Below are 25159 nucleotides of genomic sequence, written 5' to 3' on the forward strand. Positions count from 1 at the left end.
GACGGTCCCGGCCCGCCCGGGTCAGTCCAGCACCGGCAGCAGCTGGGGCAGGTGGCCGTCGGAGGCCAGCGCGGCGGCGCGGCGCTCGGCGGGCACCTCGCCGTAGGTGGTGGTGCGCTGCCGGTGCGGCCGGCCGGCCGCCTCGGCGATCGCCTCCAGGTCCCGGACCGACTTGTAACTGCCGTACGCCGACCCGGCCATCCGCGAGATGGTCTCCTCCATCAGGGTGCCGCCCAGGTCGTTGGCGCCGGAGCGGAGCATCTCGGCCGCGCCCTCGGCGCCCAGCTTGACCCAGCTGGTCTGGATGTTGGTGATGTGCGGGTGCAGCAGCAGCCGGGCCATCGCCATCACCGCGCGGTTGTCCCGGGCGGTCGGCCCCGGCCGGGCGATCCCCGCCAGGTAGACCGGCGCGTTGGTGTGGATGAACGGCAGCGTGACGAACTCGGTGAAGCCGCCGGTGCGCTGCTGGATCCGGGCCAGCAGCCGCAGGTGGCCGAGCCAGTGCGCCGGGGTGTCCACGTGGCCGTACATCATCGTGGACGAGGAGCGGATGCCCAGCTCGTGCGCGGTGGAGACGACCTCCACCCAGGTCGCGGCCGGCAGCTTGCCCTTGGTCAGCACCCAGCGGACCTCGTCGTCCAGGATCTCGGCGGCGGTGCCCGGGATGCTGTCCAGGCCGGCCTCCTTGGCCTGCTGGAGCCAGTCCCGGATCGACAGGCCGGTCCTGGTCGCGCCGTTGACCACCTCCATCGGCGAGAAGGCGTGCACGTGGATGCCCGGCACCCTGGCCTTCACCGCGCGGGCGATGTCGAAGTACGCCGTGCCGGGCAGGTCGGTGTGGATGCCGCCCTGCATGCAGACCTCGGTGGCCCCCACCTCCCAGGCCTGCGCGGCGCGTTCGGCGACCTGTTCGAGCGAGAGGGTGTACGCGTCGGCGTCGGTGCGGCGCTGCGCGAAGGCGCAGAACCGGCAGCCGGTGTAGCAGACGTTGGTGAAGTTGATGTTCCGGGTGACGCAGTAGGTGACCTCCTCGCCGACCACCGAGCGGCGCAGGTCGTCGGCGATCCGGCAGAGCGCGTCCAGGGCCGGGCCGTCGGCGTGCAGCAGGGCGAGCGCCTGGTCGTCGGTCAGCCGGGTCGGGTCGTCCGCGGCGACCGCCAGCGCCGTCCGCAGGTCACCGGGCAGCCGCTCCGGCGCGCTCGCGGCGACCTGCTCGCGCAGCGCCTCCCAGTCGCCGTAGACGTCCTCGAAATCGGCCCGGCGGTCGCCGGTGCGCCCCTCGGTGTCGATGGTGCGGTGCAGGTCGGTGCGGCCGGTGGAGGTCTGCGGGTGCTCCGGCTCCTGCCAGGGCAGGCCGACCGGGAGCACGCCCTCCCGGGCCAGCCCGGTGACCGGGTCGGCCAGCGCCCGGACGTGCGGCAGGATCCGCGGGTCCAGCCACGGCTCGCCGCGCAGCAGGTACTCGGGGTGCACGGTGAGCCGCTCGCGCAGCTCGAAGCCTTCGGCGGCGGTCCGGGCCGCCAGCTGCTCGATGTGCGGCCAGGGCCGCTCCGGGTTGACGTGGTCCGGGGTGAGCGGCGAGACGCCGCCCCAGTCGTCGATGCCCGCCCCGATGATCAGCGGGTACTCCTCGTCCACCAGGTTCGGCGGCGCCTGGATCCGGGCGGACGGCCCGAGCACCAGCCGGGTGACCGCGATCGCGGCGGCCAGCTCGGACAGCTCGGCGTCCGGCATCGCCCGCATCGCGGTGTCCGGCTTGGCCCGGAAGTTCTGCACGATGACTTCCTGGATCCCGTGGTACTGCCGGGCGACCCGGCGGATCTCGAACAGCGCGTCGGCGCGCTCCTCGTAGCTCTCACCGATCCCGATCAGCACCCCGGTGGTGAACGGCACCGAGCTGCGCCCGGCGTCCTGGAGCACCCGCAGCCGCACCGCGGGCTCCTTGTCCGGCGAGCCGTGGTGCGGGCCGCCGGGCTCGGACCAGAGCCGGGTGGCGGTGGTCTCCAGCATCATGCCCATCGACGGCGCGACCGGCTTCAGCCGCTGGAAGTCGGTCCAGCTCAGCACCCCGGGGTTGAGGTGCGGCAGCAGTCCGGTCTCCTCCAGCACCCGGACCGCCATCGCCCGGACGTACGCGAGCGTGTCGTCGTAGCCGTGCGCGTCCAGCCACTCGCGGGCCTCGGGCCAGCGGTCCTCCGGCCGGTCGCCCAGGGTGAACAGGGCCTCCTTGCAGCCCAGCGCGGCGCCCTGACGGGCGATCTCCAGCACCTCGTCCGGGGAGAGGAACATGCCGTGGCCGGCCCGCTTGAGCTTGCCCGGGACGGTGACGAAGGTGCAGTAGTGGCAGCGGTCCCGGCACAGCCGGGTGAGCGGCACGAAGACCTTCCGGGAGTACGTGATCACCCCGGGCCGGCCGGCCTCGGCCAGGCCCGCGTCCCGGACCCGGGCGGCGGCGGCGGACAGCTCCCGCAGGTCGGCGCCGCGCGCCTGGAGCAGCACGGCGGCCTCGGCCCGGTCCAGCGCGACACCGTCCCTGGCCCGGCGCAGCGCCCGGCGCATCGAGTTGGCGGTGGGGCGGGGGGCGTCCGTTGCGTCCATGGGGTGACGATACGCGAGTGGTCGGACCGCAGGAGGACACGACCCTGACCCGGACTCAGGGTTACGTTATCCATCTGGCGTACACCGATCTGGCCCTGTGGGGCGATGCCCGCCGGCGGCGGCGCGCCTCTAATGGGTAGGGCAACCGCAGCGACGGAGGGTGGGAGACCATGGTGGGACAGGACACGCCGTACCGGGCGCGTCGCCGGACGACCGTACGGGTGCTGGTGCCGGTGGCGGTCGCGGCGGTCGCGGCGACCGGCATCGGCCTGGTGCCGGCGCTGGCCAGCGACGCGCCGCCGAGCCTGCCGGCGGTCACCGCCGAGCAGTTGGTGGCCAAGGTGCTGGGCAGCGACACCGACGCGTTCAGCGGCACCGTGCAGGTCAAGGCCGACCTGGGCGTGCCGGCCCAGCTGCTCGGCATGGCGGGTGGCGGCGGCGGATCGCCGCAGGCCAAGGCGGTCGAGCTGCTCGGCGGCGAGCACACCCTCCAGGTCGCGGTGGACGGCCCGCAGCGGCAGCGGCTCGGCCTGGTCGGCGGGCTGAGCGGCTACGAGGTGGTGCACAACGGCGACCAGCTCTGGGCCTGGGACAGCACCGCGAACGAGGCCTACCACCTGACGGCCCCGCAGGGCGGCGAGCACCGGCAGGCCGCGAAGCCGCTGCCGGGCCCCGGCCCGGCGACCCCGCAGGAGCTGGCGAAGCAGTTCCTGACGGCCGGCGCCGGCACCACCTCCGTGACGGTGGACGGCACCGCCGAGGTGGCCGGGCGCGCGGCGTACCGGCTGAGCGTCAAGCCCACGCAGTCCGGGTCGACCATCCGCGAGGTGCGGATCTCGGTCGACGCCGAGCACGGCGTGCCGCTGGCGGTGCTGGTGCAGGGCTCGGACGGCAGCCAGGTGCTGGACGCACACTTCAGCTCGGTGTCCTTCGCCCGGCCGGCAGCCAAGACCTTCGAGTTCACCGCCCCCAAGGGCGCCAAGGTGACGGACGGCCGGGACGCGGCGAAGGGGGCGGCCGGGCACGGGCCGGCCGATCTCAGGAACGGTGCGGAGCAGGCCGGGCCCGGCGTCGACGTGGTCGGCGGGGGCTGGACGGCGGTGCTCTCCACCCGGCTGCCCGACGCCGGGGCCCCGGCCGCGACGGACGGGCACGGCGGGCGGCCGGGCGGCGTCCCGCAGAACCTGCAGTCCTTCGCCAAGGCGCTGGGCAAGCCGGTCGGCGGCGGTTCGCTGATCAGCACCAAGGTGCTGAACGTGCTGATCACGGACGACGGCCGGGTGTTCGCCGGCGCGGTGACGCTGCCGGTGCTGCAGAGCGCGGCCGGGGTGAAGTAGTGGCCTCTCCGGTGACGGAGCGGCCGGCGGGCCGGGCTGCCGACGGCGGCCCGGCCCCTGCCGCCGCGACCGACGACGACGTGATCCGCACCCGCGGGCTGTCCAAGCGCTTCCGCGGCGGCCAGCTCGCCGTGGACGGGCTGGACCTGTCGGTGCCCCGGGGCAGCGTGTTCGGCTTCCTCGGGCCCAACGGCTCCGGGAAGACCACCACCATCCGGATGCTGATGGGCCTGATCGCCCCGACCGACGGGGTGGCCTCGGTCCTCGGCGAGCCGATGCCGCAGTCGGTCGGCCGGGTGCTGCCCCGGGTGGGCGCGCTGATCGAGGGCCCGGCCCTCTACGGCTTCCTGTCCGGGCGGGACAACCTCAAGCGGTTCGACGCGGCGGATCCGACCGCCGATCCGCGCACCCGGGAGCGCCGGGTCGGCGAGGCCCTGGACCGGGTCGGTCTGACGGCCGCGGCGGGCAAGAAGGCGAAGGCGTACTCGCTGGGCATGAAGCAGCGGCTCGGCCTGGCCGCGGCCCTGCTGCAGCCGCGCGAGCTGCTGGTGCTGGACGAGCCGACCAACGGGCTCGACCCGCAGGGCATGCGGGAGATCCGGGCGCTGGTCCGGGAGGTGGCGGCCGAGGGCACCACGGTGTTCCTCTCCTCCCACCTGCTCGACGAGATCGAGCAGGTCTGCACGCACGCGGCCGTGATGTCCCGCGGCCGGCTGCTGGTGCAGGGCACGGTGGCCGAGCTGGCGGCGCGGGCGCAGGGCCGGTTGGTGGTCCGCACCCAGGACGTCGAGCAGGCCGCGGCGGTGCTGGCGAAGCACCGGGTGACCGAGGTCCGGGCCGGTGAGGGCCGGGTGGAGGCCACCGCCGAGTTCGGCGAGGAGGTGCTCGCCGAGCTGTGCGCCGCCCTGGTGGGCGAGGGGGTGCGGGTGCACGGCTTCGGGGTCGAGCGCGGCACGCTGGAGGACGCCTTCGTGGCGCTGACCGGAGAGGGTTTCGATGTCGCAGGCTGAGGTGGCGGTCGCGGTCGGCGTCCGCCCGCAGACGGTCCCGGGGTTCCTGGCGCTGTTCCGCAGCGAGGTGGGCCTGACCTTCCGCCGGGCCCGGACGATCGCGCTGCTGGGCATCCTGGCGGCGCTGCCGGTGCTGATCGGCGTGGTGGTGCGGATCGAGACGGACGGCAACGAGGGCGGCGGCGGCCCCGCGTTCGTCGCCCAGGTCACCCAGAACGGCCTGTTCCTGGTGTTCACCGCGCTCGCGCTGACGCTGCCGGTCTTCCTGCCGATGTCGGTCGGCGTGGTGGCGGGCGACGCGATCGCCGGCGAGGCGGCCGGCGGGACGCTGCGCTACCTGCTGGTCGCCCCCGCCGGGCGGACCAGGCTGCTCGCGGCCAAGTTCACGGCGGCGCTGGTGTACTGCCTGGTGGCGACCGGCGTGATCGCGCTGGCCGCGCTGGCCACCGGCGCCGCGCTGTTCCCGATGGGCGAGGTCACCCTGCTCTCTGGGGACGCGATCGGGCCGGGTGCGGCGCTGCTGCGGGCCCTGCTGGTGGCCCTGGTGGTGGCGGCCTCGCTGGCCGGGCTGGTGGCGATCGGGCTGTTCGTCTCCACCCTGACGGGCAGTGGGATCGCCGCGATGGCGACCACCGTCGTGCTGGTGATCACGGTGCAGATCCTGGACTCCTTCCCGCAGTTGCACACGATCCAGCCGTACCTGTTCACCCACCACTGGCTGAGCTTCGGCGATCTGCTGCGCAGCCGGATGTACTGGGACAACGTGCTGGAGAACCTCGGGCTGCAGGCGCTGTACGTGGCGGTGTTCGGATCGGCCGCCTGGGCCCGGTTCAGCTCCCGGGACATCACCGCATGAGCCGCCGCCCCGAGCCGCCGCCTTGGGCTCCGAGCTACCCGGCCGGGGCGCTCAGGCGGGCGGCGGCACCCCGGGAGGTCGCGGCGGCGCAGGCCAGCACGGCCAACTGGGCGGGCGCGATCAGGAACAGCGGCGACCAGTCCGGGCAGACCAGCCGGACGCCGGCGGTCAGCCCGTGCAACCGGGCCCGGTAGGAACTCTTGAGGTCGACCCGGTCCAGCCGGTACGGCGGCGCCAGGGTGATCGCCGGGCAGCCGGGCCGCTGCCACTGGATGGTCATCGGGCCACCGGGCGGGCCCTGGGTGAGCACCAGCTCCCCCGCCTCCGCACTGGCCGGCTCCCGGCGGACGGCGGGCACCCGGAAGGTGTCCGTGAGAGCGGCCGGCCGGGCGACCCGGCGCAGCGGGCGGGCGAACCGCCCCGTGAGTTCGACCATCGCAAGCCCTCCTGCGGGCCCCTGGGCACGGTGCCGAGCTGGGTGCCCGGCGACAGCCGCGGGTGAACCACCGGCGGCACCCCGGACGTTAGCAGCACAGTGCTCCGCTTGAGGAGATCCGGAAACGAGATGTTCACCCTCCTCGGCACGGACCACCTCCCTTGACGGCCGCCGCCCGGGCGGGTGGGATGGGGCACCGTCACCGAACGTGCAACGACCGCTCGCTCGGAGTCTCGAACCACCTGCGGCCGACGTCGTCCGCACCATCGGGGGAGCTCGGCAAGCATGACGATCAGGCGCAGGGAGCTCCTGCTGGGCGTGCCCGCGGCCGGGGCCGCGACCCTGCTCGCCGGGTACGGGAGCGCGGGCGCACGGGCCCCCGGACCGGGGCCGACCGGGCAGCTGGAGCTGTACTCCTGGTGGACCGACGGCCCCGAGCAGAACGGCCTGCTCGCGCTGCTCACCGCGTTCAAGGGCCGGGCCCCGCTGCTGACCTGCTACAACGGCGCCCGCAGCAGCCGGGCGGCCACCCGGCCGCAGGCCGAGCTGGAGCGCCGGCTCGCCGCGGGCGACCCGCCCGACACCTTCCAGTGCCACGCCGGCGCCGAACTCACCGAACTGGTGGCGGCCGGACGGCTGGCGGGGCTCGACGAGCTCTACCACCGGCAGGGCTGGGCCGACCTGTTCCCGACCGCCCTGCTGCCGCAACTGCGCAGCGGGGACAGCTACTACTGCGTGCCGGTCGACATCCACCGGGCGAATCTGCTCTGGTCCAACCCGGCGGTGCTGGAGCGGGCCGGGGCCGAGCCGGCGCCGGGTTCGGTCGCTGCGCTGCTGGAGAACCTGCGCCGGGTGGCCCGCACCGGGGTGGTGCCGCTGGCGGTGGGCGGCTCGTGGAGCCGCAAGCACCTGCTGGAGACGGTGCTGCTGGCGGCGCTGGGTCCGGAGGGCTGGTCGGCGCTGTGGAGCGGCCAGGGGTGGGGCGGTCCGCGGGTGGCGGCGGCGCTGCGGGACTTCCGCGACCTGCTGGAGCTGAGCAACCTGGCCGACCCGGCCATGCTGGGCTGGGAGGACGCCACCGAGCTGGTGGGCGGCGGCCGGGCCGGCTACCAGGTGATGGGTGACTGGGCCGAGGGCTACCTGCGCGGTTCGCTGGGGCTGCGGCCCGGGGCGGGGTACGCCTGGGCGGCGGCACCGGGCACCGCCGGGATCTTCCAGTACCTCTCGGACGCCTTCACCCTGCCGGTCGGCGCCCGGCACCGGGAGGCCGCGCTGGCCTGGCTGGCGGAGTGCGGCAGCCTGGACGGCCAGGTCGCCTTCAACGGTGCCAAGGGCGCGATCCCGGCCCGGCTCGACCTGCCGGAGCAGACCAGGGCGCTGTTCGGCCCGTACGCGCGGTGGTCGCTGGACGAGTGGCGCGGCGGCCGGATCGTCGGCTCGCTGACCCACGGGGCGGTGGCCCCGACGGCCTGGAACGCCCGGATCGACACGGCGCTGGCGGACTTCCTGGGCCACCGCGACCCGGGCCGGTTCCAGGCGGCACTGGTCGCGGCGGCGGCGCCGGCCACCCGGGCGTGACGGCAGCCGGCCCGTGAAGGGCGGTCAGCCTGTGAAGGGCGGTCAGCTCGTGACGGCGGTCGGTTCGGCGGCCGGCAGTCCGGCGGCGGCCCGGGCGCGGGCGGCCGCGGTGGCCGCCCGGTCGGTCCGGACCCGCACCAGCGCGTCGACGGTGAGCACCAGCAGCGCCACCCAGACCAGCCCGAAGCCGGCCCAGCGGGCGGGCGGCATCTCCTCGTGCATCACCACGACGCCGATCAGGAACTGGAACACCGGCGCCAGGTACTGCAGCAGCCCCAGCGTGGTCAGCGGGACCCGGACGGCCGCGGCGCCGAAGCAGATCAGCGGGACGGCGGTGATCACCCCGCTGAGGATCAGCAGCCAGGAGTGCCCCCAGCCGTACTCCCCCGGCACCACCCGGCCGAAGCTGCCCTCGCCGCGCACGGCGAGGTAGCCGAGGAAGGCCAGCGCGAACGGGAACATCGCGGCGCTCTCCAGCGCCAGGCTCTCCGGGCCGCCCAGCGCGACCCGCTTCTTGAGCAGCCCGTAGGTGGCGAAGCTGAGCGCCAGGGTGAGTGCGATCCACGGCAGCCGGCCGTAGCCGACGGCCAGCACCACGACCGCGGCCGCACCGGTGCCGACCGCCACCCACTGGGCGCGGCGCAGCCGTTCGCGCAGCACCAGGACGCCGAAGCCGATGGTGACCAGCGGGTTGATGAAGTACCCGAGGCTGGTCTCCACCACGTGGCCGGCGTTGACGCTCCAGATGTAGACGCCCCAGTTGACCGAGATGACGGCGGCGGCCAGCGCGGAGAGCGCGAGCCGGCGGGGCTGGGCGAGCAGCGGCCGGATCCACGCCCAGCGGCGCTGGACGAGCAGCATCAGGGCGACCGCGACCAGCGACCAGACCATCCGGTTGGCGAGGATGTCGGCCGCCCCGGCCGGCTCCAGCAGCGGCCAGAAGAGCGGGAACAGGCCCCACATCGCGTAGGCGGCGAAGCCGTACCAGAGTCCTCTGCGTCCCTCTGCCATCCCGGGCCTGCCCTCCGCGCGCACTGGTGTCGGACCGACGGTAGCGGGCGGAAGGGCAGGATGTCATCTCCGTTATCAGTTTTTGGTCATGACACCCGGGGGGGCATCCGAGGTCCGACTGCGGTTCGACTCCGGTCCGGCCAGGGTCCGGCTTCGGCCCGGGCCCCGGGGCGCGGTCGGATCAGGCGCCCAGCGCGGCCTTCACGGTCTCGGCCATCGGCGTGGTCGGCCGGCCGATCAGCCGGGCCAGATCGCCGTTGGCGCGGGCCAGGTCGCCGCGCCCGATCGCCTGGTCGACGTCGACGAAGACCGCCGCGTAGGCCGCCGGCAGGCCCGCGCCGACCAGCACCTCGTGGTGCTCGGCGGGCGACACGTCCCGGTAGGCCACCGGCTTCCCGGAGGCGGCGGCCAGCTCGGCCGCGTACTCGGAGAAGGCCCAGGCGACGTCGCCGCTCAGCTCGTAGACCGCGTTCTCGTGGCCCTCGCCGGTGAGCACGGCGACCGCCGCGTCGGCGTAGTCGCGACGGGTCGCGGTGGCCACCCGGCCGTCGCCGCTGCTGCCCACCACCACCCCGCGCTCGACCGCGCCGGCCGCCTGGGCGGTGTAGTTCTCGGTGTACCAGCCGTTGCGCAGGAGGACGAAGGGCAGGCCGGAGGCCCGGATCACCGCCTCGGTCTCCTTGTGCTCGTCGGCCAGACCGAAGCTCGCCTCGTCACCGCCGAGCACACCGGTGTAGGCCAGCAGGGCGACCCCGGCGGCCTGCGCGGCCGCCACCACGGCCCGGTGCTGCGGGGTGCGCCGGCCGATCTCGCTGCCGGAGATCAGCAGCACCCGGTCACCGGCGGCGAAGGCCCCGGCCAGCGTCTCGGGCCGGTCGTAGTCGACCACCCGGACGTCCACGCCGAGCGCGGCCCAGTCGGCCGCCTTCTCGGCCGAGCGGACGGCCACGGCCAGTTCCCCGGCGGGGACCTTGGCCAGCAGGCCCTCGACCACGAGCCGGCCGAGCTGTCCGGTGGCTCCGGTGACGACGATCATCGCGTACTCCTCGAAAGGTTGATTTCTGCTTCACCACTCACTTTATGGAGGGCACTAACCTTCCGTAAGTACGCACTTCGAAGTAGGGTACTGACATGGAGGTAATCGAGAGCGAGAGCTCACTGCTGGAGCGGCTGCCGGACGTCTACGACCGGATGTGCCCCTCGCGCGGTGTCCTGGAGCACGTCACCAGCCGCTGGGGTGTGCTGGTGCTGGTGGCCCTGCTGGAGCGCGGCTACCGGTTCAGCGAGCTGCGCCGCCGGGTCGCCGGGGTGAGCGAGAAGATGCTCGCCCAAACCCTGCAGAACCTGGAGCGCGACGGCTTCGTGCTGCGGGTGGCACACCCGGTGATCCCGCCCCGGGTGGACTACAGCCTGACCCCGCTCGGCGCCGAGGCCGCGGAGCGGGTCTCCGGCCTGGCCCACTGGGTGGAGGCCCGGATGCCCGCCGTCACCGAGGCCCGCGCCAGCTACGACACCCGCCAGAGCGGCACCTGACGGCCCGGCCGGCTCAGGGCGCCTGCGGGTGCTCGGGGGTCGCGCTGCGCGGCGCCCGGTCGGCCGCCAGCAGGCAGCGCACCGTCCGCTCGTGGGTGTCCCCCACCCGGTCGACCACCCGGACGCTCACCGACACCTCCTCGACCACGGCCATCGCCCGTTCGGTGAACCAGCCGAGCAGCAGCCGGCTCTGACCGGCCATCGGCCACCCTGGCCCGACGGTCGGCAGGAAGTAGTCGCTGCCGTGGACCAGCCCGTACGCCGCCAGCTCGACCCGGACCGCCTCCACCGCCATCGGCCGGGCCGGCAGCCCGGGTGCCGGCCCGTCGACGCCCGGGGCCGTCTCCACCAGGTAGCGGACCTGCCGGACCACCGCGATGTCCTGGCCCGCGTTCAGCAGCTCCGACACCCAGACCAGCCGCCCGTCCGGCGCCAGCCCCGCCTTCGCCCGGCCGGTGTGCCCGAGCGCCGGCCGTACCGCCCGCGCGTACTGCGCCCGGGCCAGCGCCGCACCGGCGGAGGCCACCGCCGCGGTGGCCGCGCTCTGGGTGTCCAGCAGTTGCAGCCGCCAGGGCCAGTGGGTCAGCGTGCCCGCCGAGAGGTTGCTCCGCACCACGCTGTGCACCAGCAGCAGGACGGAGAGCACCACCACCGCCGTCAGCAGCCTGGACAGCAGGGCGTTCCGCCGCACGACGCGCTGCTGGTACTGATGGTCCACCGTGCCCCCCGGCCCCCGCGCCGCCACGGTGCGGCCGGCTGCGAACGACTCTAGGGAGGCCGGGCCCGGCGCGGTAGGGCGCCTCGGCCGGGCGGCCGCGCCGGTTGTCCCGGACGGCCTTCGGGCGGCCGCGTCAGCGGCCCCGGGCGGCCTTCGGGCGGCGCCAGACCAGCGGGAGCGCCGCGGCCGCCACCACCGCGAGCAGGCCGGCCAGCGCGATCGCCCGCCCGGCGGCGACCTCCTGGACCTGACGGAAGGCCGCCGTGATCGCCTCGCTGGTGGCCTGGTCGACCGAGGAGAGGATCTGATCGGCCAGCTTGGAGTCGGTCACCGCGTTGCCGAGCTCCTGGACGTCGGCCGAGGACAGGCCCGCCGCCTTGGCGCGGTCCTCCGCCTGATTGGTCTCCACCGCCTGCTGGACGGCGACGGTCACCGCGACCCCGAAGGCCCCGCCGAGCATGCTGGTCACCTTGAACATGCCCGAGGCCGTCCCGGCCAGCTCCTCGGGCGGGCCGGCCACGGCGGTGTCGGAGAGCGGGATGGACATCAGCCCGAGACCGGCGCCGAGCACCAGCAGGCCGGCCGCCAGGATCGCGTAGTGGTAGTGCTTCCCGATGATCGCGGTCACCAGGGTGCCGATCCCGAGCAGCAGCACGCCGGCCACCACCGGCAGCCGGGCACCGCGCCGTGCCGAGACCCGGCCGCCGACCGGGTTGAGCAGCAGGATCGTCACGGTCGACGGGAGCAGCAGCAGTCCGGCCGCCACGGCACCGTACCCGCGCACCTCCTGGAGGTAGAGGGTGAGCAGGAAGCTGACCCCGGCGAAGACGATGTTCATCACGGAGTTGGCCACCAGGGCCCCGCAGAACGGGCGCGAGGAGAACAGCCGGAGGTCCACCAGCGGGTCCCGCACCCGCTTCTCCAGCAGGACGAACAGCGCCGCCAGCACCACCGAGCCGACCAGCAGGGCGATGATCAGCGGGTCGGAGAAGCCCAGCTCCTGGCCGGCCGTGCAGCCGTACAGCAGGCAGAACGCGGCCGCCGCGCTGGTCAGCAGGCCCGGCAGGTCGATGTGCCGGGAGGCGTTCGGGTCGGTGGACTCGACGGCCGCGCGGCGCACCAGCCACAGGCCCACCACGGCCAGCGGGGCGTTGATCCAGAAGGTCGACCGCCAGCCGAGCACGCCGGTCAAAACGCCGCCGACCGCCGGGCCGGCGGCCTGGCCGACCCAGGCGACGGCCATCCAGGCGCCGAACGCCCGGGGCTGCTCCTGCGGCGGGAACATCGGCGGGATCAGCGCCAGGGTGGCGGGCAGGATCAGCGCGGCGCCCACCCCCATCGCCGCGCGGCCGACGATCAGCCCGGTCACCCCCGGGGCGAACGCGGCCACCAGCGAGACCGCGCCCATCACCAGCAGGCCGATCTCCAGCATCCGCTTGCGGCCGAACACGTCACCGAGCCGGCCGGCCGCCAGCACCAGCGCGCCGGTGGACAGGCTGAAGGCGTTGTTCGCCCACTGGAGGTCGGGCAGCGAGACGGCCAGCTCCCGGGAGATGGTCGGCACCGCCACGCCGAAGTCGGCGAAGGTCAGCCAGACCATGCCGGCCGCGACGCACATCCCCGCCAGCGCCTTCCACCGGTGCTCGGAGTAGCCCTCCGGCGGACGACCGGTCGACTCGGCCATGGACCCGGCTCCCCACACTCTGGCCGGCCGATCGCCGGGACGGTGAGACCACTATCGGCACGCGCCCGGCCGGGCCGCCCGGCGACATGCTCGGACGCCCGGACGGCTCCGCCGGATGGCCCCGGCCGACGGCAGCGGCGGACGGCAGCGGCGAGCGCCCGGCCACGGAGCCCGGCCGGGCGCTCGCCTGGTGCGTCGGGGTGCGGTCAGCCGACCGTCCAGGTGTCGGTGCCGTTGAGCAGGCCGGCGAGGTTGCCGGGGCCCCGGTCGGTGGTGGCGCGGGTGAGCTGCTCGGCCATCAGGGTGTCGTAGACCGGGCGGGAGACGTCGCGCAGGACGCCGATCGGCGTGTGGTGCAGGGTGTCCGCGTCGGCGAGCCGGGTGAGCGCGAACGCGGTGGCCGGGCCGGCGGCGTGGGCGTCGTGCACCAGCACCCGGTCCTCGGTCGCCGGGTCGAGGTCGACGACCGCCAGCTCGCCGTCGGCGCCGCGCACCACGCCCTTGCCGGCGAAGGTGATCGGCCGGCCGTGCTCGAGGCGGATCAGCGCCTCGTCCCGGGTGCCGGCCTCCTTGAGCACCTCGAAGGCGCCGTCGTTGAAGATGTTGCAGTTCTGGTAGATCTCCACCAGCGCCGTGCCCTCGTGCTCGGCCGCCGCCCGCAGCACCGACTGCAGGTGCTGGCGGTCGGAGTCGATGGTGCGCGCGACGAACGTCGCCTCGGCCCCGATCGCCAGCGACAGCGGGTTGAACGGCGCGTCCAGCGAACCCATCGGGGTGGACTTGGTGATCTTCCCCAGCTCGCTGGTCGGCGAGTACTGGCCCTTGGTGAGGCCGTAGATCCGGTTGTTGAACAGCAGGATCTTCAGGTTGACGTTCCGCCGCAGCGCGTGGATCAGGTGGTTCCCGCCGATCGAGAGCGCGTCGCCGTCACCGGTGACCACCCACACCGACAGGTCGGGCCGGGAGGCGGCGAGCCCGGTGGCGATCGCCGGCGCCCGCCCGTGGATCGAGTGCATCCCGTAGGTGTTCATGTAGTACGGGAACCGCGAGGAGCAGCCGATCCCGGAGACGAAGACGGTGTTCTCCCGGCGGATGCCGAGTTCGGGCATGAAGGCCTGGACGGCGGCGAGGATCGCGTAGTCGCCGCAGCCCGGGCACCAGCGGACCTCCTGGTCGGTCTTGAAGTCCTTGGCGCTCTGCGGGCCGTCGGCCTTGGGGACCAGGTGGAGGGAGCGGTAGGGGGCGGTCACTGCTGGTCTCCTTCGAGCGTTCCGATCGCCGCCGACAGCACGTCCGCGAGCTGGGCCGCCTTGAACGGCAGTCCGCGGACCTGGTTGTAGGACTGCGCGTCGACCAGGTAGCGGGCGCGTAGCAGCAGGGCGAGCTGGCCGAGGTTCATCTCGGGGACGACGACCCGCTCGTAGGAGGCGAGCACCTGGCCGAGGTTGGCCGGGAAGGGGTTGAGGTGGCGCAGGTGGGCCTGGGCGATGCGCAGGCCGTCGGCGCGCAGGCGGCGCACGGCGGCGGTGATCGGGCCGTAGGTGGAGCCCCAGCCCAGCACCAGGACCCGGGCGTCGCCGGTGAGGTCGTCGACCTGAAGGTCGGGGACGGTGATGCCGTCGACCTTGGCCTGCCGGGTGCGGACCATGAAGTCGTGGTTGGCCGGGTCGTAGGAGATGTTGCCGGTGCCGTCCTGCTTCTCGATGCCGCCGATCCGGTGTTCCAGGCCCGGGGTGCCGGGCACCGCCCACGGGCGGGCCAGGGTCTGCGGGTCGCGCTTGTAGGGCCAGAACGCGGTCGAGCCGTCCGCCAGCTCGTGGTTCGGGTCGGTGGCGAACTCCACGGTGAGGTCGGGGAGTTCGTCGACCTCCGGGATCCGCCAGGGCTCCGAGCCGTTGGCCAGGTAGCCGTCGGAGAGCAGGAAGACCGGGGTGCGGTAGGTGAGCGCGATCCGGGCCGCCTCCAGGGCGGCGTCGAAGCACTCGGCCGGCGTCGCCGGGGCCACGATCGGCACCGGCGCCTCGCCGTTGCGGCCGAACATCGCCTGCAGCAGGTCGGCCTGCTCGGTCTTGGTGGGCAGCCCGGTGGAGGGGCCGCCGCGCTGGATGTCGACCACCAGCAGGGGCAGTTCGAGCGAGACGGCGAGGCCGATCGTCTCCGACTTCAACGCCACCCCGGGCCCGGAGGTGGTGGTGACGCCGAGCGCCCCGCCGAACGCCGCCCCGAGCGCGGCGCCGATCCCGGCGATCTCGTCCTCCGCCTGGAAGGTCCGCACCCCGAAGTTCTTGTGCCGGCTCAGCTCGTGCAGGATGTCCGAGGCCGGGGTGATCGGGTACGAGCCGAGGAACAGCGGCAGCCCGGAGCGCTCGCCGGCCGCGATCAGGCCGTAGGACAGCGCGAGGTTGCCGGAGATGTTGCGGTAGGTGCCGGCCGGTAGCCGGGCGGGCGGGATCTCGTAGGAGACGGCGAAGTCCTCGGTGGTCTCCCCGAAGTTCCAGCCGGCCTTGAACGCGGTGATGTTCGCCTCGGCGATGGCCGGCTTCTTGGCGAACTTCTGCCGCAGGAAGGCCTCGGTGCCGTGGGTGGGGCGGTGGTACATCCAGGACAGCAGGCCGAGGGCGAACATGTTCTTCGCCCGCTCGGCGTCCTTGCGGGCCAGGCCGCTGTCCTTGAGCGCTTCCAGGGTGAGCGTGGTCAGCGGCACCCGGTGCAGGTGGTAGGCGTCGAGCGAGCCGTCGGCCAGCGGATCGGCGGCGTAGCCGACCTTCGCCAGGGCCCGCTTGGTGAACTCGTCGGTATTCACAATGATCTCCGCGCCGCGCGGGAGATCGGCAATATTGGCCTTGAGAGCGGCCGGGTTCATCGCCACCAGCACGTTCGGCGCGTCGCCCGGGGTCAGGATGTCGTGATCGGCGAAGTGCAACTGGAAACTCGACACACCGGGAAGCGTCCCGGCGGGCGCCCGGATCTCGGCCGGGAAGTTCGGCAGGGTGGAGAGGTCGTTCCCGAAGGACGCCGTCTCCGAGGTGAAGCGGTCACCCGTGAGCTGCATACCGTCGCCGGAGTCACCCGCGAAGCGGATGATCACCCGATCCAGACGCCGGATCGGCTTGGCGGATCTTCCACCGACACCGGACGGGGCGGCGGACTCCGGTCCGTCCTCGCCGTCCGATCCGTCCACTGCTGCTGACTGATCGACCTGACTGGTCACTGCCGCGGACCTCCTCGTGGCGCCAGCCGCGGGCGTGAGCCGTGTGCCCCGTCCGCCTGGTGCACCGAATCGCATCCTAAGCGGGCCGGGGCCGGCGGGAGGGGAACTCGAGCGCATGGACCGCCCCCGGGGAGCCGGATGCCCCGGCTCCGGTTGCGCCCGCGCCGGGGGTGGCCGCGGCGCGCCGGGGAGGGCCGCAGGTCAGGAGTTCAGATAGGTCAGCACGGCCAGCACCCGGCGGTGGTCGGCCGGGCTCTGGGCCAGGCCCAGCTTCAGGAAGATGTTGGAGACGTGCTTCTCCACCGCGCCGTCCGAGACCACCAGGCGGCGGGCGATCGCGGTGTTGGTCCGGCCCTCCGCCATCAGGCCCATCACCTCCCGCTCGCGCGGGGTGAGGCCGGCCAGCACATCACCCTTTCGGCTGCGGCTGAGGAGCTGCTGCACCACCTCGGGGTCGAGCGCCGTGCCGCCCTCGGCCACCCGGACCACCGCGTCCACGAACTCCCGGACCTCGGCGACCCGGTCCTTCAGCAGGTACCCGACGCCGCGGGTGGAGCCGGCCAGCAGCTCGCCCGCGTAGCGCTCCTCCACGTACTGGGAGAGCACCAGCACGCCCAGGGCCGGGTACAGGCCGCGCAGCGTGACGCAGGCGCGCACGCCCTCGTCGGTGTGGGTCGGCGGCATCCGGACGTCCGCCACCACGACGTCCGGGAGCTCGCCGGCGGTGGCCAGGTCGTGGACGGTCTTCAGCAGCGCCTCGCCGTCGCCGACGCCGGCGACCACCTCGAGGCCGCGGTCGGTGAGCAGCCGGGTCAGGCCCTCCCGCAGGAGTACGGAGTCCTCGGCGATGACGACGCGCAGCATGGGGAGGCCCTTCCAGACAGCCGGATCATGGTCGACCCGAACAGTCTGGCGCATCCCCGGCCGGCGCCGTCCCGGAACGGCCCCACCGGTGCGGGGCCCGTCCTACATGGTGCGGATGGCGACCGTGTCGCAGAGCTCCTGCAGGGCGGCCTTGGCCGGGCAGTCCGGCAGCGGGTCCAGCAGGGCGCGGGCCTCCTCGGCGTAGCGCAGCGTCTCGCGGCGGGCCCGCTCCAGCGCCGGGTGACGGCGCAGCAGCCGCAGCGCCTCGGCGTGGGCGGCGTCGTCGGCGGCGAGGTCGGTGTCGAGCAGCTCGCGCAGCCGCAGGTCCTCGGGGTCCGTCGGGTCGGCCGGGAGCTGACGCAGCAGCAGGACCGGCAGGGTGGGGACGCCTTCGCGCAGGTCGGTGCCGGGGGTCTTGCCGGACTCGTGGCCGTCGCTGGCGATGTCCAGCACGTCGTCGGCCAGCTGGAACGCGGTGCCGATCCGCTCGCCGTACTGGGTGAGGCTGTCCACCATCCAGCGCTCGGCGCCGGCCATCAGCGCGCCGAAGCGGCAGGAGACGGCGACCAGCGAGCCGGTCTTGCCGGCGATCACGTCCAGGTAGTGCTGGAGCTCGTCGTCGCCGGGGCGGGGGCCGGCGGTCTCCAGGATCTGGCCGGTGACCAGCCGTTCGAAGGCGTCGGACTGGATCCGGACGGCCTCCGGGCCGAGGTCGGCGAGCACCTGGGAGGCGCGGGAGAAGAGGAAGTCGCCGGTGAGGATGGCGACCGAGTTGTCCCAGCGGGAGTTGGCGCTCGGGGCGCCGCGGCGCACCGGCGCCTCGTCCATCACGTCGTCGTGGTACAGCGTGGCGAGGTGGGTCAGCTCGACCACCACGGCGGCCGGCACCACCCCGGGGGCGTTGGGGTCGCCGAACTGGGCGGCGAGCATGACGAGCAGCGGGCGGAAGCGCTTGCCGCCGGCCTCGATCAGGTGGCTGGCGGTGATCGTGATGAACGGGACCTCGCTCTTGACGGCCTCGACCAGCGAGGCCTCCACGGCGTCCATCCCGGCCCGGACGTCGCGGGTCAGATCGCGGTCCTGCACGCTCAGCCCGAAGGGCCCCACGACGGTCACTGACCACTCCTGTCCCTGGTCGATCAAGCGGGCTGGTCCCTGCGCCCCGCCGTTGCACCTACAGGCAGCGTATCCGGTCGGGAGTGGATCACTGCACGGGCGGGGCCCACGACGGTCGGTCGTGGGCCCCGCCCGTGCACGGCGGGTGCGGCGCGTCAGCGGACGAAGACCGAGGCCTTCGAGGCCAGGTCGAGGAAGTACTGCGGAAGCAGGCCGAGGCCGAGCGTGACCAGGACGCCGACGCCGATCGCGGTGGCGGTCAGCGGGCTGGGCACGGTGACGGCCGGGCCGTCGGGCTGCGGGTCGGAGAAGAACATCAGCACGATGACCCGGATGTAGAAGAAGGCCGCGACCGCCGAGCTGAGCACACCGACGATCACCAGCGGGGTGGCGCCGCCGGCCGCCGCGGCCTGGAAGACCGCGAACTTGCCGGTGAAGCCGCTGGTGAGCGGGATGCCGGCGAAGGCCAGCAGGAAGAGCGCGAAGACCGCCGCCACCAGGGGCGAGCGGCGGCCGAGCCCGGCCCAGCTGGAGAGGTGGGTGGCCTCCCCCTTGGAGTCCCGCACCAGGGTCACCACGGCGAAGGCGCCGAGGGTGACGAAGGAGTAGGCCAGCAGGTAGAAGAGCACCGCGCCCAGGCCCTGCCGGCTGGTGGCGATCAGCCCGGTCAGGATGAAGCCGGCGTGCGCGATCGAGGAGTACGCCAGCAGCCGCTTCACGTCCTGCTGGGTGACCGCGAGGATCGCGCCGACCACCATGGTGAGAATGGCCACACCCCACATGACCGGCCGCCAGTCCCAGCGCAGGCCCGGGAAGGCCACGTAGAACAGCCGCAGGAAGGCGCCGAAGGCCGCGGTCTTGGTGGCCGCGGCCATGAAGCCGGTGACCGGGGTGGGTGCGCCCTGGTACACGTCCGGGGTCCAGGAGTGGAACGGCACCGCGCCGACCTTGAACAGCAGGCCGACCGAGACCATCGCCAGGCCGATCAGCAGCAGCGCGTCGTTCTGGGTGGTGGTGGCCAGTGCCGGGGTGACCGGGGCGACCCCGGAGACCACGTCCGCGATGTCGCCGAGCTGGACGCTGCCCGCGTAGCCGTACAGCAGGGCGGTGCCGAACAGGAAGAAGGCCGAGGCGAAGGCGCCGAGCAGGAAGTACTTGACCGCCGCCTCCTGGGAGAGCAGCCGGCGCCGGCGGGCCAGCGCGCAGAGCAGGTAGAGCGGGAGGGAGAAGACCTCCAGCGCCACGAACATGGTCAGCAGGTCGTTGGCGGCCGGGAAGAGCAGCATGCCGCCGACCGCGAACAGGGTGAGCGGGAAGACCTCGCTGGTGCGCAGGCCCGCCCGGGTGGCCTCGCGCTCCTGCTCGCCGCCGGGGACGGCGGCGCCCTGGGCGGCGAAGGCGTCCACCCGGTTGCCGTTCAGGCGCGGCTCCAGCCGGCCCTCGGCGAAGGTGAGCACCGCCAGGATCGCGGTGAGCAGGATGACGCCCTGGAGGAACAGCGCCGGGCCGTCGATGGCCACCGCACCCATCGCCAGCAGGCCCGCCTTGGTGGTGCCGTGGCCCTGGGCGGCGAGCACGACCACGGCGGCGAAGGCGCCGGCGAGGCCGAGCAGGGCGATCACCAGCTGCGCGCCGTGCCGCTGCCGGCGGGGCAGGAAGGCCTCCGCGAGGATGCCGACCAGGGCCGCGCCGAACACCACCAGCATCGGTGAGAGCTGGCCGTACTCGATGTGCGGGGCCGGGATGCTGGGGCTGTTGCCGCCCGCGGCGGCCAGCCAGTGGGTGGCGCTCACTCGTGCTCACCTCCGTTGGTGGCGGCGACCGGGTGGGCCGGTGCCGGGTCGGTCCGGTGGACCTGGGACAGCGTGGCGTCCACCGCCGGGTTGACGATGTCGGTGAGCGGCTTGGGGTACACGCCGAGCAGGATGGTCAGCGCCACCAGCGGGGTGACCACCGCGAGTTCGCGCAGCTTGAGGTCGGGCAGGTGGCGCACGCCCTCCTTGACCGGGCCGGTCATGGTGCGCTGGTAGAGCACCAGGGCGTAGAGCGCGGCCAGCACGATGCCGAAGGTGGCGATGATGCCGATCACCGGGTAGCGGGTGAAGGTGCCGACCAGGACCAGGAACTCGCTGACGAACGGGGCGAGTCCGGGCAGCGACAGGGTGGCCAGGCCGCCGATCAGGAAGGTGCCGGCGAGCACCGGCGCGACCTTCTGGACGCCGCCGTAGTCCGCGATCAGGCGCGAGCCGCGGCGGGAGATCAGGAAGCCGGCCACCAGCATCCACGCGGCGGTGGAGATGCCGTGGTTGACCATGTAGAGGGTGGCGCCGGTCTGGCCCTGGCTGGTCATCGCGAAGATGCCCATGATGATGAAGCCGAAGTGCGAGATCGAAGCGTAGGCGACCAGCCGCTTGATGTCCTTCTGGCCGACCGCGAGCAGCGCGCCGTAGACGATGCCGACCAGCGACAGCACCATGATCGCCGGGGCGAAGGTCTTCGAGGCGTCCGGGAACAGCCCGAGGCAGAACCGCAGCATCGCGAAGGTGCCGACCTTGTCGACCACCGCGGTGATCAGGACGGCGGTGCCGGCGGTGGCCTCGCCCATCGCGTTCGGCAGCCAGGTGTGCAGCGGCCAGAGCGGGGCCTTCACCGCGAAGGCGAAGAAGAAGCCCAGGAACAGCGCCTTCTGCGCGACCGGGTCGATGACCAGCTTGCCGTCCGCGATCGCCCCGGTGAGGGTCTGCAGGTCGAAGGTGGCGAAGCCCTGGTCCTGCGCGACCACGTACAGCCCGATCACCGCGGCCAGCATGACCAGGCCGCCGAGCAGGTTGTAGAGCAGGAACTTGACGGCCGCGTACGAGCGCTGGGCCGCCGAGTCGGGGCCGCCCGCCCGGTCGCCGAAGCCGCCGATCAGGAAGTACATCGGGATCAGCATGGCTTCGAAGAAGACGTAGAACAGGAAGACGTCGGTGGCCAGGAAGGAGACGATCACCATCGCCTCCACCGCCAGGATCAGGGCGAAGAAGCCCTGGGTCCGGCGGCGGTTCTCGAAGCCGCCGGCGGGCGCCGGGGCGGCGCCCGCCCGCTCGGCGCCGGCCGCGGGGGCCTCCCGGCCGGGGGCCGGGTCGGCGTCGTGCCAGGAGGCCAGCATCACCAGCGGCACCAGGACCGCGGTGAGCAGGGTCAGCACCGCGCCGATGCCGTCCACGCCGAGCGAGAAGCTGATCCCGAACGAGCGGATCCAGCTGTGCGACTCGGTCAGCTGGTAGCGCGCGCCGCCGGGCTCGAACCGGGCGGCCACCAGGGCGGCGAGCGCCAGGGTGGCGACCGAGACGGCGATCGCGACGGTCTTGGTGGTCCGGCGGCGGCCGTCGCTGGTGCCGGCCGGCAGGGCCGCGGTGAGCACCGCGCCGGCGGCGGGGACCGCGCAGGTGGCGGTCAGCAGGTAGCTCATGGCCGTCCTCCCACCGGAACACGCCCGTGCAGCGGGCACACGCGCGGGCCTGAGCGCTCGGCGGCGAGCGCGCGAGTAGCAGTCATCTAGACCGACCTCATCAGGAGAGTGGTGGCGACCAGCACCAGCGTGCCGCCGAACATGGAGAGCGCGTACGAGCGCACGAACCCGGTCTGCGTCCGGCGCAGCCGTCCGGAGATCCCGCCGATGGCGGCGGCCAGGCCGTTGACGAAGCCGTCCACCGCCTTGCTGTCGAAGAAGACCAGCGAGGCGACCACACCGGTGCCCGGGCGGACCAGCACCGCGTGGTTGATCTCGTCCTGCATCAGGTCGCGCCGGGCGGCCCGGGTGAGCAGCGAGCCGATCGGCGGGGTGACCGGGACGGGCGCGCGGCCGTACATCAGGTACGAGACGCCCACGCCGACCAGCATCAGCACGGTGGTGATCAGCGTGACGGTCAGCGGGGTGAGCGGGGAGTCGCCCTCCGAGTGGCCGGTGACCGGCTCCAGCCAGTTGACGAAGGAGTTGCCGTAGACGAACAGGCCGCCGGCGAAGACCGAGCCGAAGGCCAGGACGATCATCGGCAGCGTCATGGTGGACGGCGACTCGTGCGGGTGCGGGTCGTGGCCCTCGGCGTCGGGCTGCCAGCGGCGCTCGCCGAAGAAGGTCAGCAGCATCACCCGGGTCATGTAGAAGGCGGTGACGGCGGCGCCGACCAGCGCGCAGGTGCCGATGATCCAGCCCTCGGTGCCGCCCTTGGCGAAGGCGGCCTCGATGATCTTGTCCTTGGAGAAGAAGCCGGACAGACCCGGGAAGCCGATGATCGCCAGGTAGCCCAGGCCGAAGGTGACGAAGGTGATCGGCATGAACTTCCGCAGCCCGCCGAAGTGACGCATGTTCACCTCGTCGTTCATGCCGTGCATGACCGAGCCGGCGCCGAGGAAGAGCCCGGCCTTGAAGAAGCCGTGGGTCACCAGGTGCATGATCGCGAAGGCGTAGCCGATCGGGCCGAGCCCGGCCGCCAGGATCATGTAGCCGATCTGCGACATGGTCGAGCCGGCCAGCGCCTTCTTGATGTCGTCCTTGGCGCAACCGACGATCGCACCGTAGAGCAGGGTGACCGTGCCGACCACCACCACGACCAGCTGGGCGTCCGGCGCCAGGTTGAAGATCGCCGAGGAGCGGGTGATCAGGTAGACGCCTGCGGTCACCATGGTGGCGGCGTGGATCAGGGCCGAGACCGGGGTCGGGCCCTCCATCGCGTCCCCGAGCCAGGACTGCAGCGGCACCTGCGCCGACTTGCCGCAGGCCGCGAGCAGCAGCATCAGGCCGATCGCGGTGAGCCGGCCCTCGTTCGCCTCGCCCGCGGCGCCGAAGACCGGGCCGAAGGTGAAGCTGCCGAAGGTGGTGAACATCAGCATGATCGCGATCGACAGGCCGAGGTCGCCGACCCGGTTGACCAGGAAGGCCTTCTTGGCCGCGGTCGCCGCGCTGGGCTTGTGCTGCCAGAAGCCGATCAGCAGGTACGAGGCCAGGCCCACGCCCTCCCAACCGACGTACAGCAGCAGGTAGTTGTCGGCCAGCACCAGCAGCAGCATGGCCGCCAGGAACAGGTTGAGGTAGCCGAAGAACCGGCGGCGGCGCTCGTCGTGCGCCATGTAACCCACCGAGTAGAGGTGGATCAGCGTGCCGACGCCGGAGATCAGCAGCACGAACACGATGGACAGCTGGTCGAGCTGGAAGGCGACGTCGGCCTGGAAGCCGTTCACCGGGATCCAGCTGAACAGCGTCTCGTGCAGCGTCCGGTCGTCGCCGGCGCGGCCGAGCAGATCGGAGAAGAGCGTGAGGCCGATGCCGAAGGAGACGGCGGCCAGCAGCGTGGCCAGCCAGTGGCCGAAGCGGTCCAGCCGGCGCCCGCCGAGCAGCAGCAGGGCAGCACCGGCCAGCGGGGCCGCCACGAGCAGCGGAATGAGAGAGTTCACCGAAGGCCCTCCGCCTACAGCTTCATCAGGTTGCTGTCATCGACCGAAGCCGAGTGCCTGGTCCGGAAGATGGACACGATGATCGCCAGTCCGACCACGACCTCGGCCGCGGCGACCACCATGGTGAAGAACGCGATGATCTGGCCGTCCAGGTTGCCGTGCAGCCGGGAGAAGGTGACCAGCGCCAGGTTCGAGGCGTTGAGCATCAGCTCCACGCACATGAACAGCACGATCGCGTTCCGCCGGATCAGCACCCCGGAGGCGCCGATGGTGAACAACAGGGCAGCGAGGTAGAGGTAGTTGACGGGGTTCACTCCGCCTCCTCCTTGTCCTTGGCCGGCACGGGCTTGGTGGGCACGGTCTCCAGCTCCCGGCGCGGGCCGGCGACCGGCGGCCGCGCGGAGGACGGGCGGCCCAGCCAGTCGGCGGTGCTCTCCTCCAACTCGGCCATCCGCTCCAGCATCGGCCGGCTGACGTCGCGGATCTGGCCGCGCTCGCGCAGGGTGGCCATCACCGAGTCCTCGGCGATGGTGCCGTCCGGCAGCAGGGCGGGGATGTCCACCGCGTTGTGCCGCGCGTACACGCCGGGGGCGGGCATCGGCGGCACCTGGATGTTGTCCCTGACCCGCTGGGCCGCCAGCTCGCGCTGGGTGGCCGCGGCCCGGACCCGCTCGCGGTGGGTCAGCACCATGGCGCCGATCGCGGCCGTGATCAGCAGCGCGCCGGTGACCTCGAAGGCCCAGACGTACTTGGTGAAGATCAGCCGGGCCAGGCCCTGGACGTTGCCCTCGGCGTTCGCCTCGGTCAGGCCGGTGAAGTGGTCGAGCTTCGCGTTGGCGATCCCCGCGATCAGCAGCACCCCGAAGCCGAGGCCGCAGACCACCGCGGCGATCCGCTGGCCCTTGAGCTGCTCCTTCAGGGAGTCCGCCGAGGTGACGCCGACCAGCATCACCACGAACAGGAAGAGCATCATGATCGCGCCGGTGTAGACGACGATCTGCACCACGCCCAGGAACACCGCGCCCTGTGCCAGGTAGCAGACCGCCAGCGCCAGCATGGTGGCGGCCAGGCAGAGCGCGCTGTGCACCGCCTTCTTCATCAGCAGCATGCCCAGCGCGCCGCCGACGGCGATCACGGCGAGGACCCAGAACTGGACGGCCTCTCCGGTGGAGGTCATGACTGCACCTCCTTCTCGCGGCTCTCGCGGTCGGTGCGCTCCTGCTGGACGGTGCCGGGGGCGGCCGCGGTGATCTCGCCGCGGTAGTACGCGCCCTCGTCGGTGCCCGGGAAGATCGCGTGCGGCGAGTCGACCATGCCCTCGGTCAGCCCGACCAGCAGCTGCTCCTTGGTGAAGATCAGGTCGGCCCGGCTGGAGTCGGCCAGCTCGTACTCGTTGGTCATGGTCAGCGCGCGGGTCGGGCAGGCCTCGATGCACAGCCCGCACAGGATGCAGCGGGCGTAGTTGATCTGGTAGACCGCGCCGTAGCGCTCACCGGGCGAGTAGCGCTCCTCCTCGGTGTTGTCCGCGCCCTCGACGTAGATGGCGTCGGCGGGGCAGGCCCAGGCGCACAGCTCGCAGCCGACGCACTTCTCCAGGCCGTCCGGGTGCCGGTTCAGCTGGTGGCGGCCGTGGAAGCGCGGTGCGGTGGGCTTCTTCTGCTCCGGGTACTGCTCGGTCAGCCGCTTCTTGAACATGGCCTGGAAGGTCACGCCGAAGCCGGCGGCCGGGCCAAGGATCGACGGCTTGTCAGCGCTCTTGTCCGACATCTCG

At 73.1% G+C, this 25159-nt stretch carries 21 protein-coding genes; 5 read left to right on the forward strand and 16 right to left on the reverse strand.

Annotated features, from left to right (window positions below):
* Window positions 1-21 precede the first annotated feature (21 nt).
* Window positions 22-2598, reverse strand: a complete 2577-nt coding sequence (locus ABT014_RS05315) for a bifunctional FO biosynthesis protein CofGH (protein WP_350637294.1) — start codon at window positions 2596-2598, stop codon at window positions 22-24.
* Between the two features lie 170 nt (window positions 2599-2768).
* Between ABT014_RS05315 and ABT014_RS05320 the strand changes: the two genes are divergently transcribed.
* From ABT014_RS05320 to ABT014_RS05330, 3 genes are read left to right on the forward strand one after another with little or no spacing between them, the layout of a single operon-like run.
* Window positions 2769-3935, forward strand: coding sequence for a LolA family protein (locus ABT014_RS05320; protein WP_350637295.1), 1167 nt, complete (start codon window positions 2769-2771; stop codon window positions 3933-3935).
* 11 nt (window positions 3936-3946) lie between these two features.
* The gene (locus tag ABT014_RS05325) at window positions 3947-4945 is read left to right on the forward strand and encodes an ABC transporter ATP-binding protein (protein WP_350637296.1); all 999 of its coding nucleotides are present in this window, start codon (window positions 3947-3949) and stop codon (window positions 4943-4945) included.
* Complete coding sequence (locus tag ABT014_RS05330; RefSeq protein WP_350637297.1) at window positions 4932-5801, forward strand: ABC transporter permease; 870 nt, start codon at window positions 4932-4934, stop codon at window positions 5799-5801. The genes ABT014_RS05325 and ABT014_RS05330 overlap by 14 nt, the downstream gene beginning before the upstream one ends.
* A 34-nt stretch (window positions 5802-5835) precedes the next feature.
* On the opposite strand, the gene ABT014_RS05335 is transcribed toward ABT014_RS05330, so the two are convergent.
* Complete coding sequence (locus ABT014_RS05335) at window positions 5836-6237, reverse strand: hypothetical protein (protein WP_350637298.1); 402 nt, start codon at window positions 6235-6237, stop codon at window positions 5836-5838.
* Between the two features lie 285 nt (window positions 6238-6522).
* On the opposite strand from ABT014_RS05335, the gene ABT014_RS05340 reads away from it, so the two are divergent.
* Window positions 6523-7815: an ABC transporter substrate-binding protein gene (locus ABT014_RS05340; protein WP_350637299.1), complete on the forward strand. Its 1293-nt coding sequence runs from the start codon at window positions 6523-6525 to the stop codon at window positions 7813-7815.
* 42 nt (window positions 7816-7857) lie between these two features.
* On the opposite strand, the gene rarD is transcribed toward ABT014_RS05340, so the two are convergent.
* Together rarD and ABT014_RS05350 are read right to left on the reverse strand one after the other, a co-directional pair.
* The gene (gene rarD / locus ABT014_RS05345; protein WP_350637300.1) at window positions 7858-8826 is read right to left on the reverse strand and encodes an EamA family transporter RarD; all 969 of its coding nucleotides are present in this window, start codon (window positions 8824-8826) and stop codon (window positions 7858-7860) included.
* Between the two features lie 181 nt (window positions 8827-9007).
* Window positions 9008-9862 (reverse strand): SDR family oxidoreductase, encoded by an 855-nt coding sequence (locus ABT014_RS05350; RefSeq protein WP_350637301.1) that lies wholly within the window; start codon window positions 9860-9862, stop codon window positions 9008-9010.
* A gap of 95 nt (window positions 9863-9957) precedes the next feature.
* Between ABT014_RS05350 and ABT014_RS05355 the strand changes: the two genes are divergently transcribed.
* Window positions 9958-10359 (forward strand): winged helix-turn-helix transcriptional regulator, encoded by a 402-nt coding sequence (locus tag ABT014_RS05355; RefSeq protein ID WP_350637302.1) that lies wholly within the window; start codon window positions 9958-9960, stop codon window positions 10357-10359.
* A gap of 13 nt (window positions 10360-10372) precedes the next feature.
* On the opposite strand, the gene ABT014_RS05360 is transcribed toward ABT014_RS05355, so the two are convergent.
* The 12 genes from ABT014_RS05360 to nuoI all read right to left on the reverse strand — a co-directional run bounded on the left by ABT014_RS05360 (window position 10373) and on the right by nuoI (window position 25155).
* Complete coding sequence (locus ABT014_RS05360; RefSeq protein WP_350637303.1) at window positions 10373-11077, reverse strand: hypothetical protein; 705 nt, start codon at window positions 11075-11077, stop codon at window positions 10373-10375.
* Window positions 11078-11210: 133 nt separating this feature from the next.
* Window positions 11211-12761 (reverse strand): MFS transporter, encoded by a 1551-nt coding sequence (locus tag ABT014_RS05365; protein WP_350637304.1) that lies wholly within the window; start codon window positions 12759-12761, stop codon window positions 11211-11213.
* A gap of 206 nt (window positions 12762-12967) precedes the next feature.
* Entirely contained in the window at window positions 12968-14011 is a 1044-nt protein-coding gene (locus ABT014_RS05370) for a 2-oxoacid:ferredoxin oxidoreductase subunit beta (protein WP_350637305.1), read from the reverse strand.
* Complete coding sequence (locus ABT014_RS05375; RefSeq protein ID WP_350637306.1) at window positions 14008-15972, reverse strand: 2-oxoacid:acceptor oxidoreductase subunit alpha; 1965 nt, start codon at window positions 15970-15972, stop codon at window positions 14008-14010. Before ABT014_RS05375 ends, ABT014_RS05370 begins: the two co-directional genes overlap by 4 nt.
* 201 nt (window positions 15973-16173) lie before the next feature.
* A complete protein-coding gene (locus ABT014_RS05380; protein WP_502894860.1) occupies window positions 16174-16833 on the reverse strand; it encodes a LuxR C-terminal-related transcriptional regulator in 660 nt (219 codons plus the stop codon).
* Between the two features lie 105 nt (window positions 16834-16938).
* Window positions 16939-17952 (reverse strand): polyprenyl synthetase family protein, encoded by a 1014-nt coding sequence (locus tag ABT014_RS05385; RefSeq protein WP_350637308.1) that lies wholly within the window; start codon window positions 17950-17952, stop codon window positions 16939-16941.
* 155 nt (window positions 17953-18107) lie between these two features.
* On the reverse strand, window positions 18108-19745 hold the full coding sequence (gene nuoN, locus ABT014_RS05390; RefSeq protein WP_350637309.1) for an NADH-quinone oxidoreductase subunit NuoN: 1638 nt from the start codon (window positions 19743-19745) through the stop codon (window positions 18108-18110).
* A complete protein-coding gene (locus tag ABT014_RS05395; RefSeq protein WP_350637310.1) occupies window positions 19742-21406 on the reverse strand; it encodes an NADH-quinone oxidoreductase subunit M in 1665 nt (554 codons plus the stop codon). The genes nuoN and ABT014_RS05395 overlap by 4 nt, the downstream gene beginning before the upstream one ends.
* Before the next feature lie 86 nt (window positions 21407-21492).
* Window positions 21493-23388, reverse strand: coding sequence for an NADH-quinone oxidoreductase subunit L (nuoL, locus tag ABT014_RS05400; protein ID WP_350637311.1), 1896 nt, complete (start codon window positions 23386-23388; stop codon window positions 21493-21495).
* Window positions 23389-23402: 14 nt separating this feature from the next.
* The gene (nuoK, locus tag ABT014_RS05405) at window positions 23403-23702 is read right to left on the reverse strand and encodes an NADH-quinone oxidoreductase subunit NuoK (protein ID WP_035798594.1); all 300 of its coding nucleotides are present in this window, start codon (window positions 23700-23702) and stop codon (window positions 23403-23405) included.
* Window positions 23699-24565, reverse strand: a complete 867-nt coding sequence (locus ABT014_RS05410; protein ID WP_350637312.1) for an NADH-quinone oxidoreductase subunit J — start codon at window positions 24563-24565, stop codon at window positions 23699-23701. Before ABT014_RS05410 ends, nuoK begins: the two co-directional genes overlap by 4 nt.
* Window positions 24562-25155 (reverse strand): NADH-quinone oxidoreductase subunit NuoI, encoded by a 594-nt coding sequence (gene nuoI, locus ABT014_RS05415; protein WP_350637313.1) that lies wholly within the window; start codon window positions 25153-25155, stop codon window positions 24562-24564. Before nuoI ends, ABT014_RS05410 begins: the two co-directional genes overlap by 4 nt.
* Between the last annotated feature and the right edge of the window lie 4 nt (window positions 25156-25159).

The sequence above is a fragment of the Kitasatospora sp. NPDC094015 genome (assembly GCF_040304075.1).
Lineage (GTDB): Bacteria > Actinomycetota > Actinomycetes > Streptomycetales > Streptomycetaceae > Kitasatospora.

Excerpts from the sequence above, each read along its gene's own strand:
- ABT014_RS05335 (WP_350637298.1), bottom strand. The coding sequence starts at position 6,237 with ATGGTCGAACTCACGGGGCGGTTCGCCCGCCCGCTGCGCCGGGTCGCC.
- ABT014_RS05340 (WP_350637299.1), top strand. The coding sequence starts at position 6,523 with ATGACGATCAGGCGCAGGGAGCTCCTGCTGGGCGTGCCCGCGGCCGGG.
- ABT014_RS05355 (WP_350637302.1), top strand. The coding sequence starts at position 9,958 with ATGGAGGTAATCGAGAGCGAGAGCTCACTGCTGGAGCGGCTGCCGGAC.
- ABT014_RS05315 (WP_350637294.1), bottom strand. The coding sequence starts at position 2,598 with ATGGACGCAACGGACGCCCCCCGCCCCACCGCCAACTCGATGCGCCGG.
- ABT014_RS05365 (WP_350637304.1), bottom strand. The coding sequence starts at position 12,761 with ATGGCCGAGTCGACCGGTCGTCCGCCGGAGGGCTACTCCGAGCACCGG.
- rarD (WP_350637300.1), bottom strand. The coding sequence starts at position 8,826 with ATGGCAGAGGGACGCAGAGGACTCTGGTACGGCTTCGCCGCCTACGCG.
- ABT014_RS05320 (WP_350637295.1), top strand. The coding sequence starts at position 2,769 with ATGGTGGGACAGGACACGCCGTACCGGGCGCGTCGCCGGACGACCGTA.
- ABT014_RS05410 (WP_350637312.1), bottom strand. The coding sequence starts at position 24,565 with ATGACCTCCACCGGAGAGGCCGTCCAGTTCTGGGTCCTCGCCGTGATC.
- ABT014_RS05330 (WP_350637297.1), top strand. The coding sequence starts at position 4,932 with ATGTCGCAGGCTGAGGTGGCGGTCGCGGTCGGCGTCCGCCCGCAGACG.
- ABT014_RS05395 (WP_350637310.1), bottom strand. The coding sequence starts at position 21,406 with ATGAGCTACCTGCTGACCGCCACCTGCGCGGTCCCCGCCGCCGGCGCG.
- nuoI (WP_350637313.1), bottom strand. The coding sequence starts at position 25,155 with ATGTCGGACAAGAGCGCTGACAAGCCGTCGATCCTTGGCCCGGCCGCC.
- ABT014_RS05350 (WP_350637301.1), bottom strand. The coding sequence starts at position 9,862 with ATGATCGTCGTCACCGGAGCCACCGGACAGCTCGGCCGGCTCGTGGTC.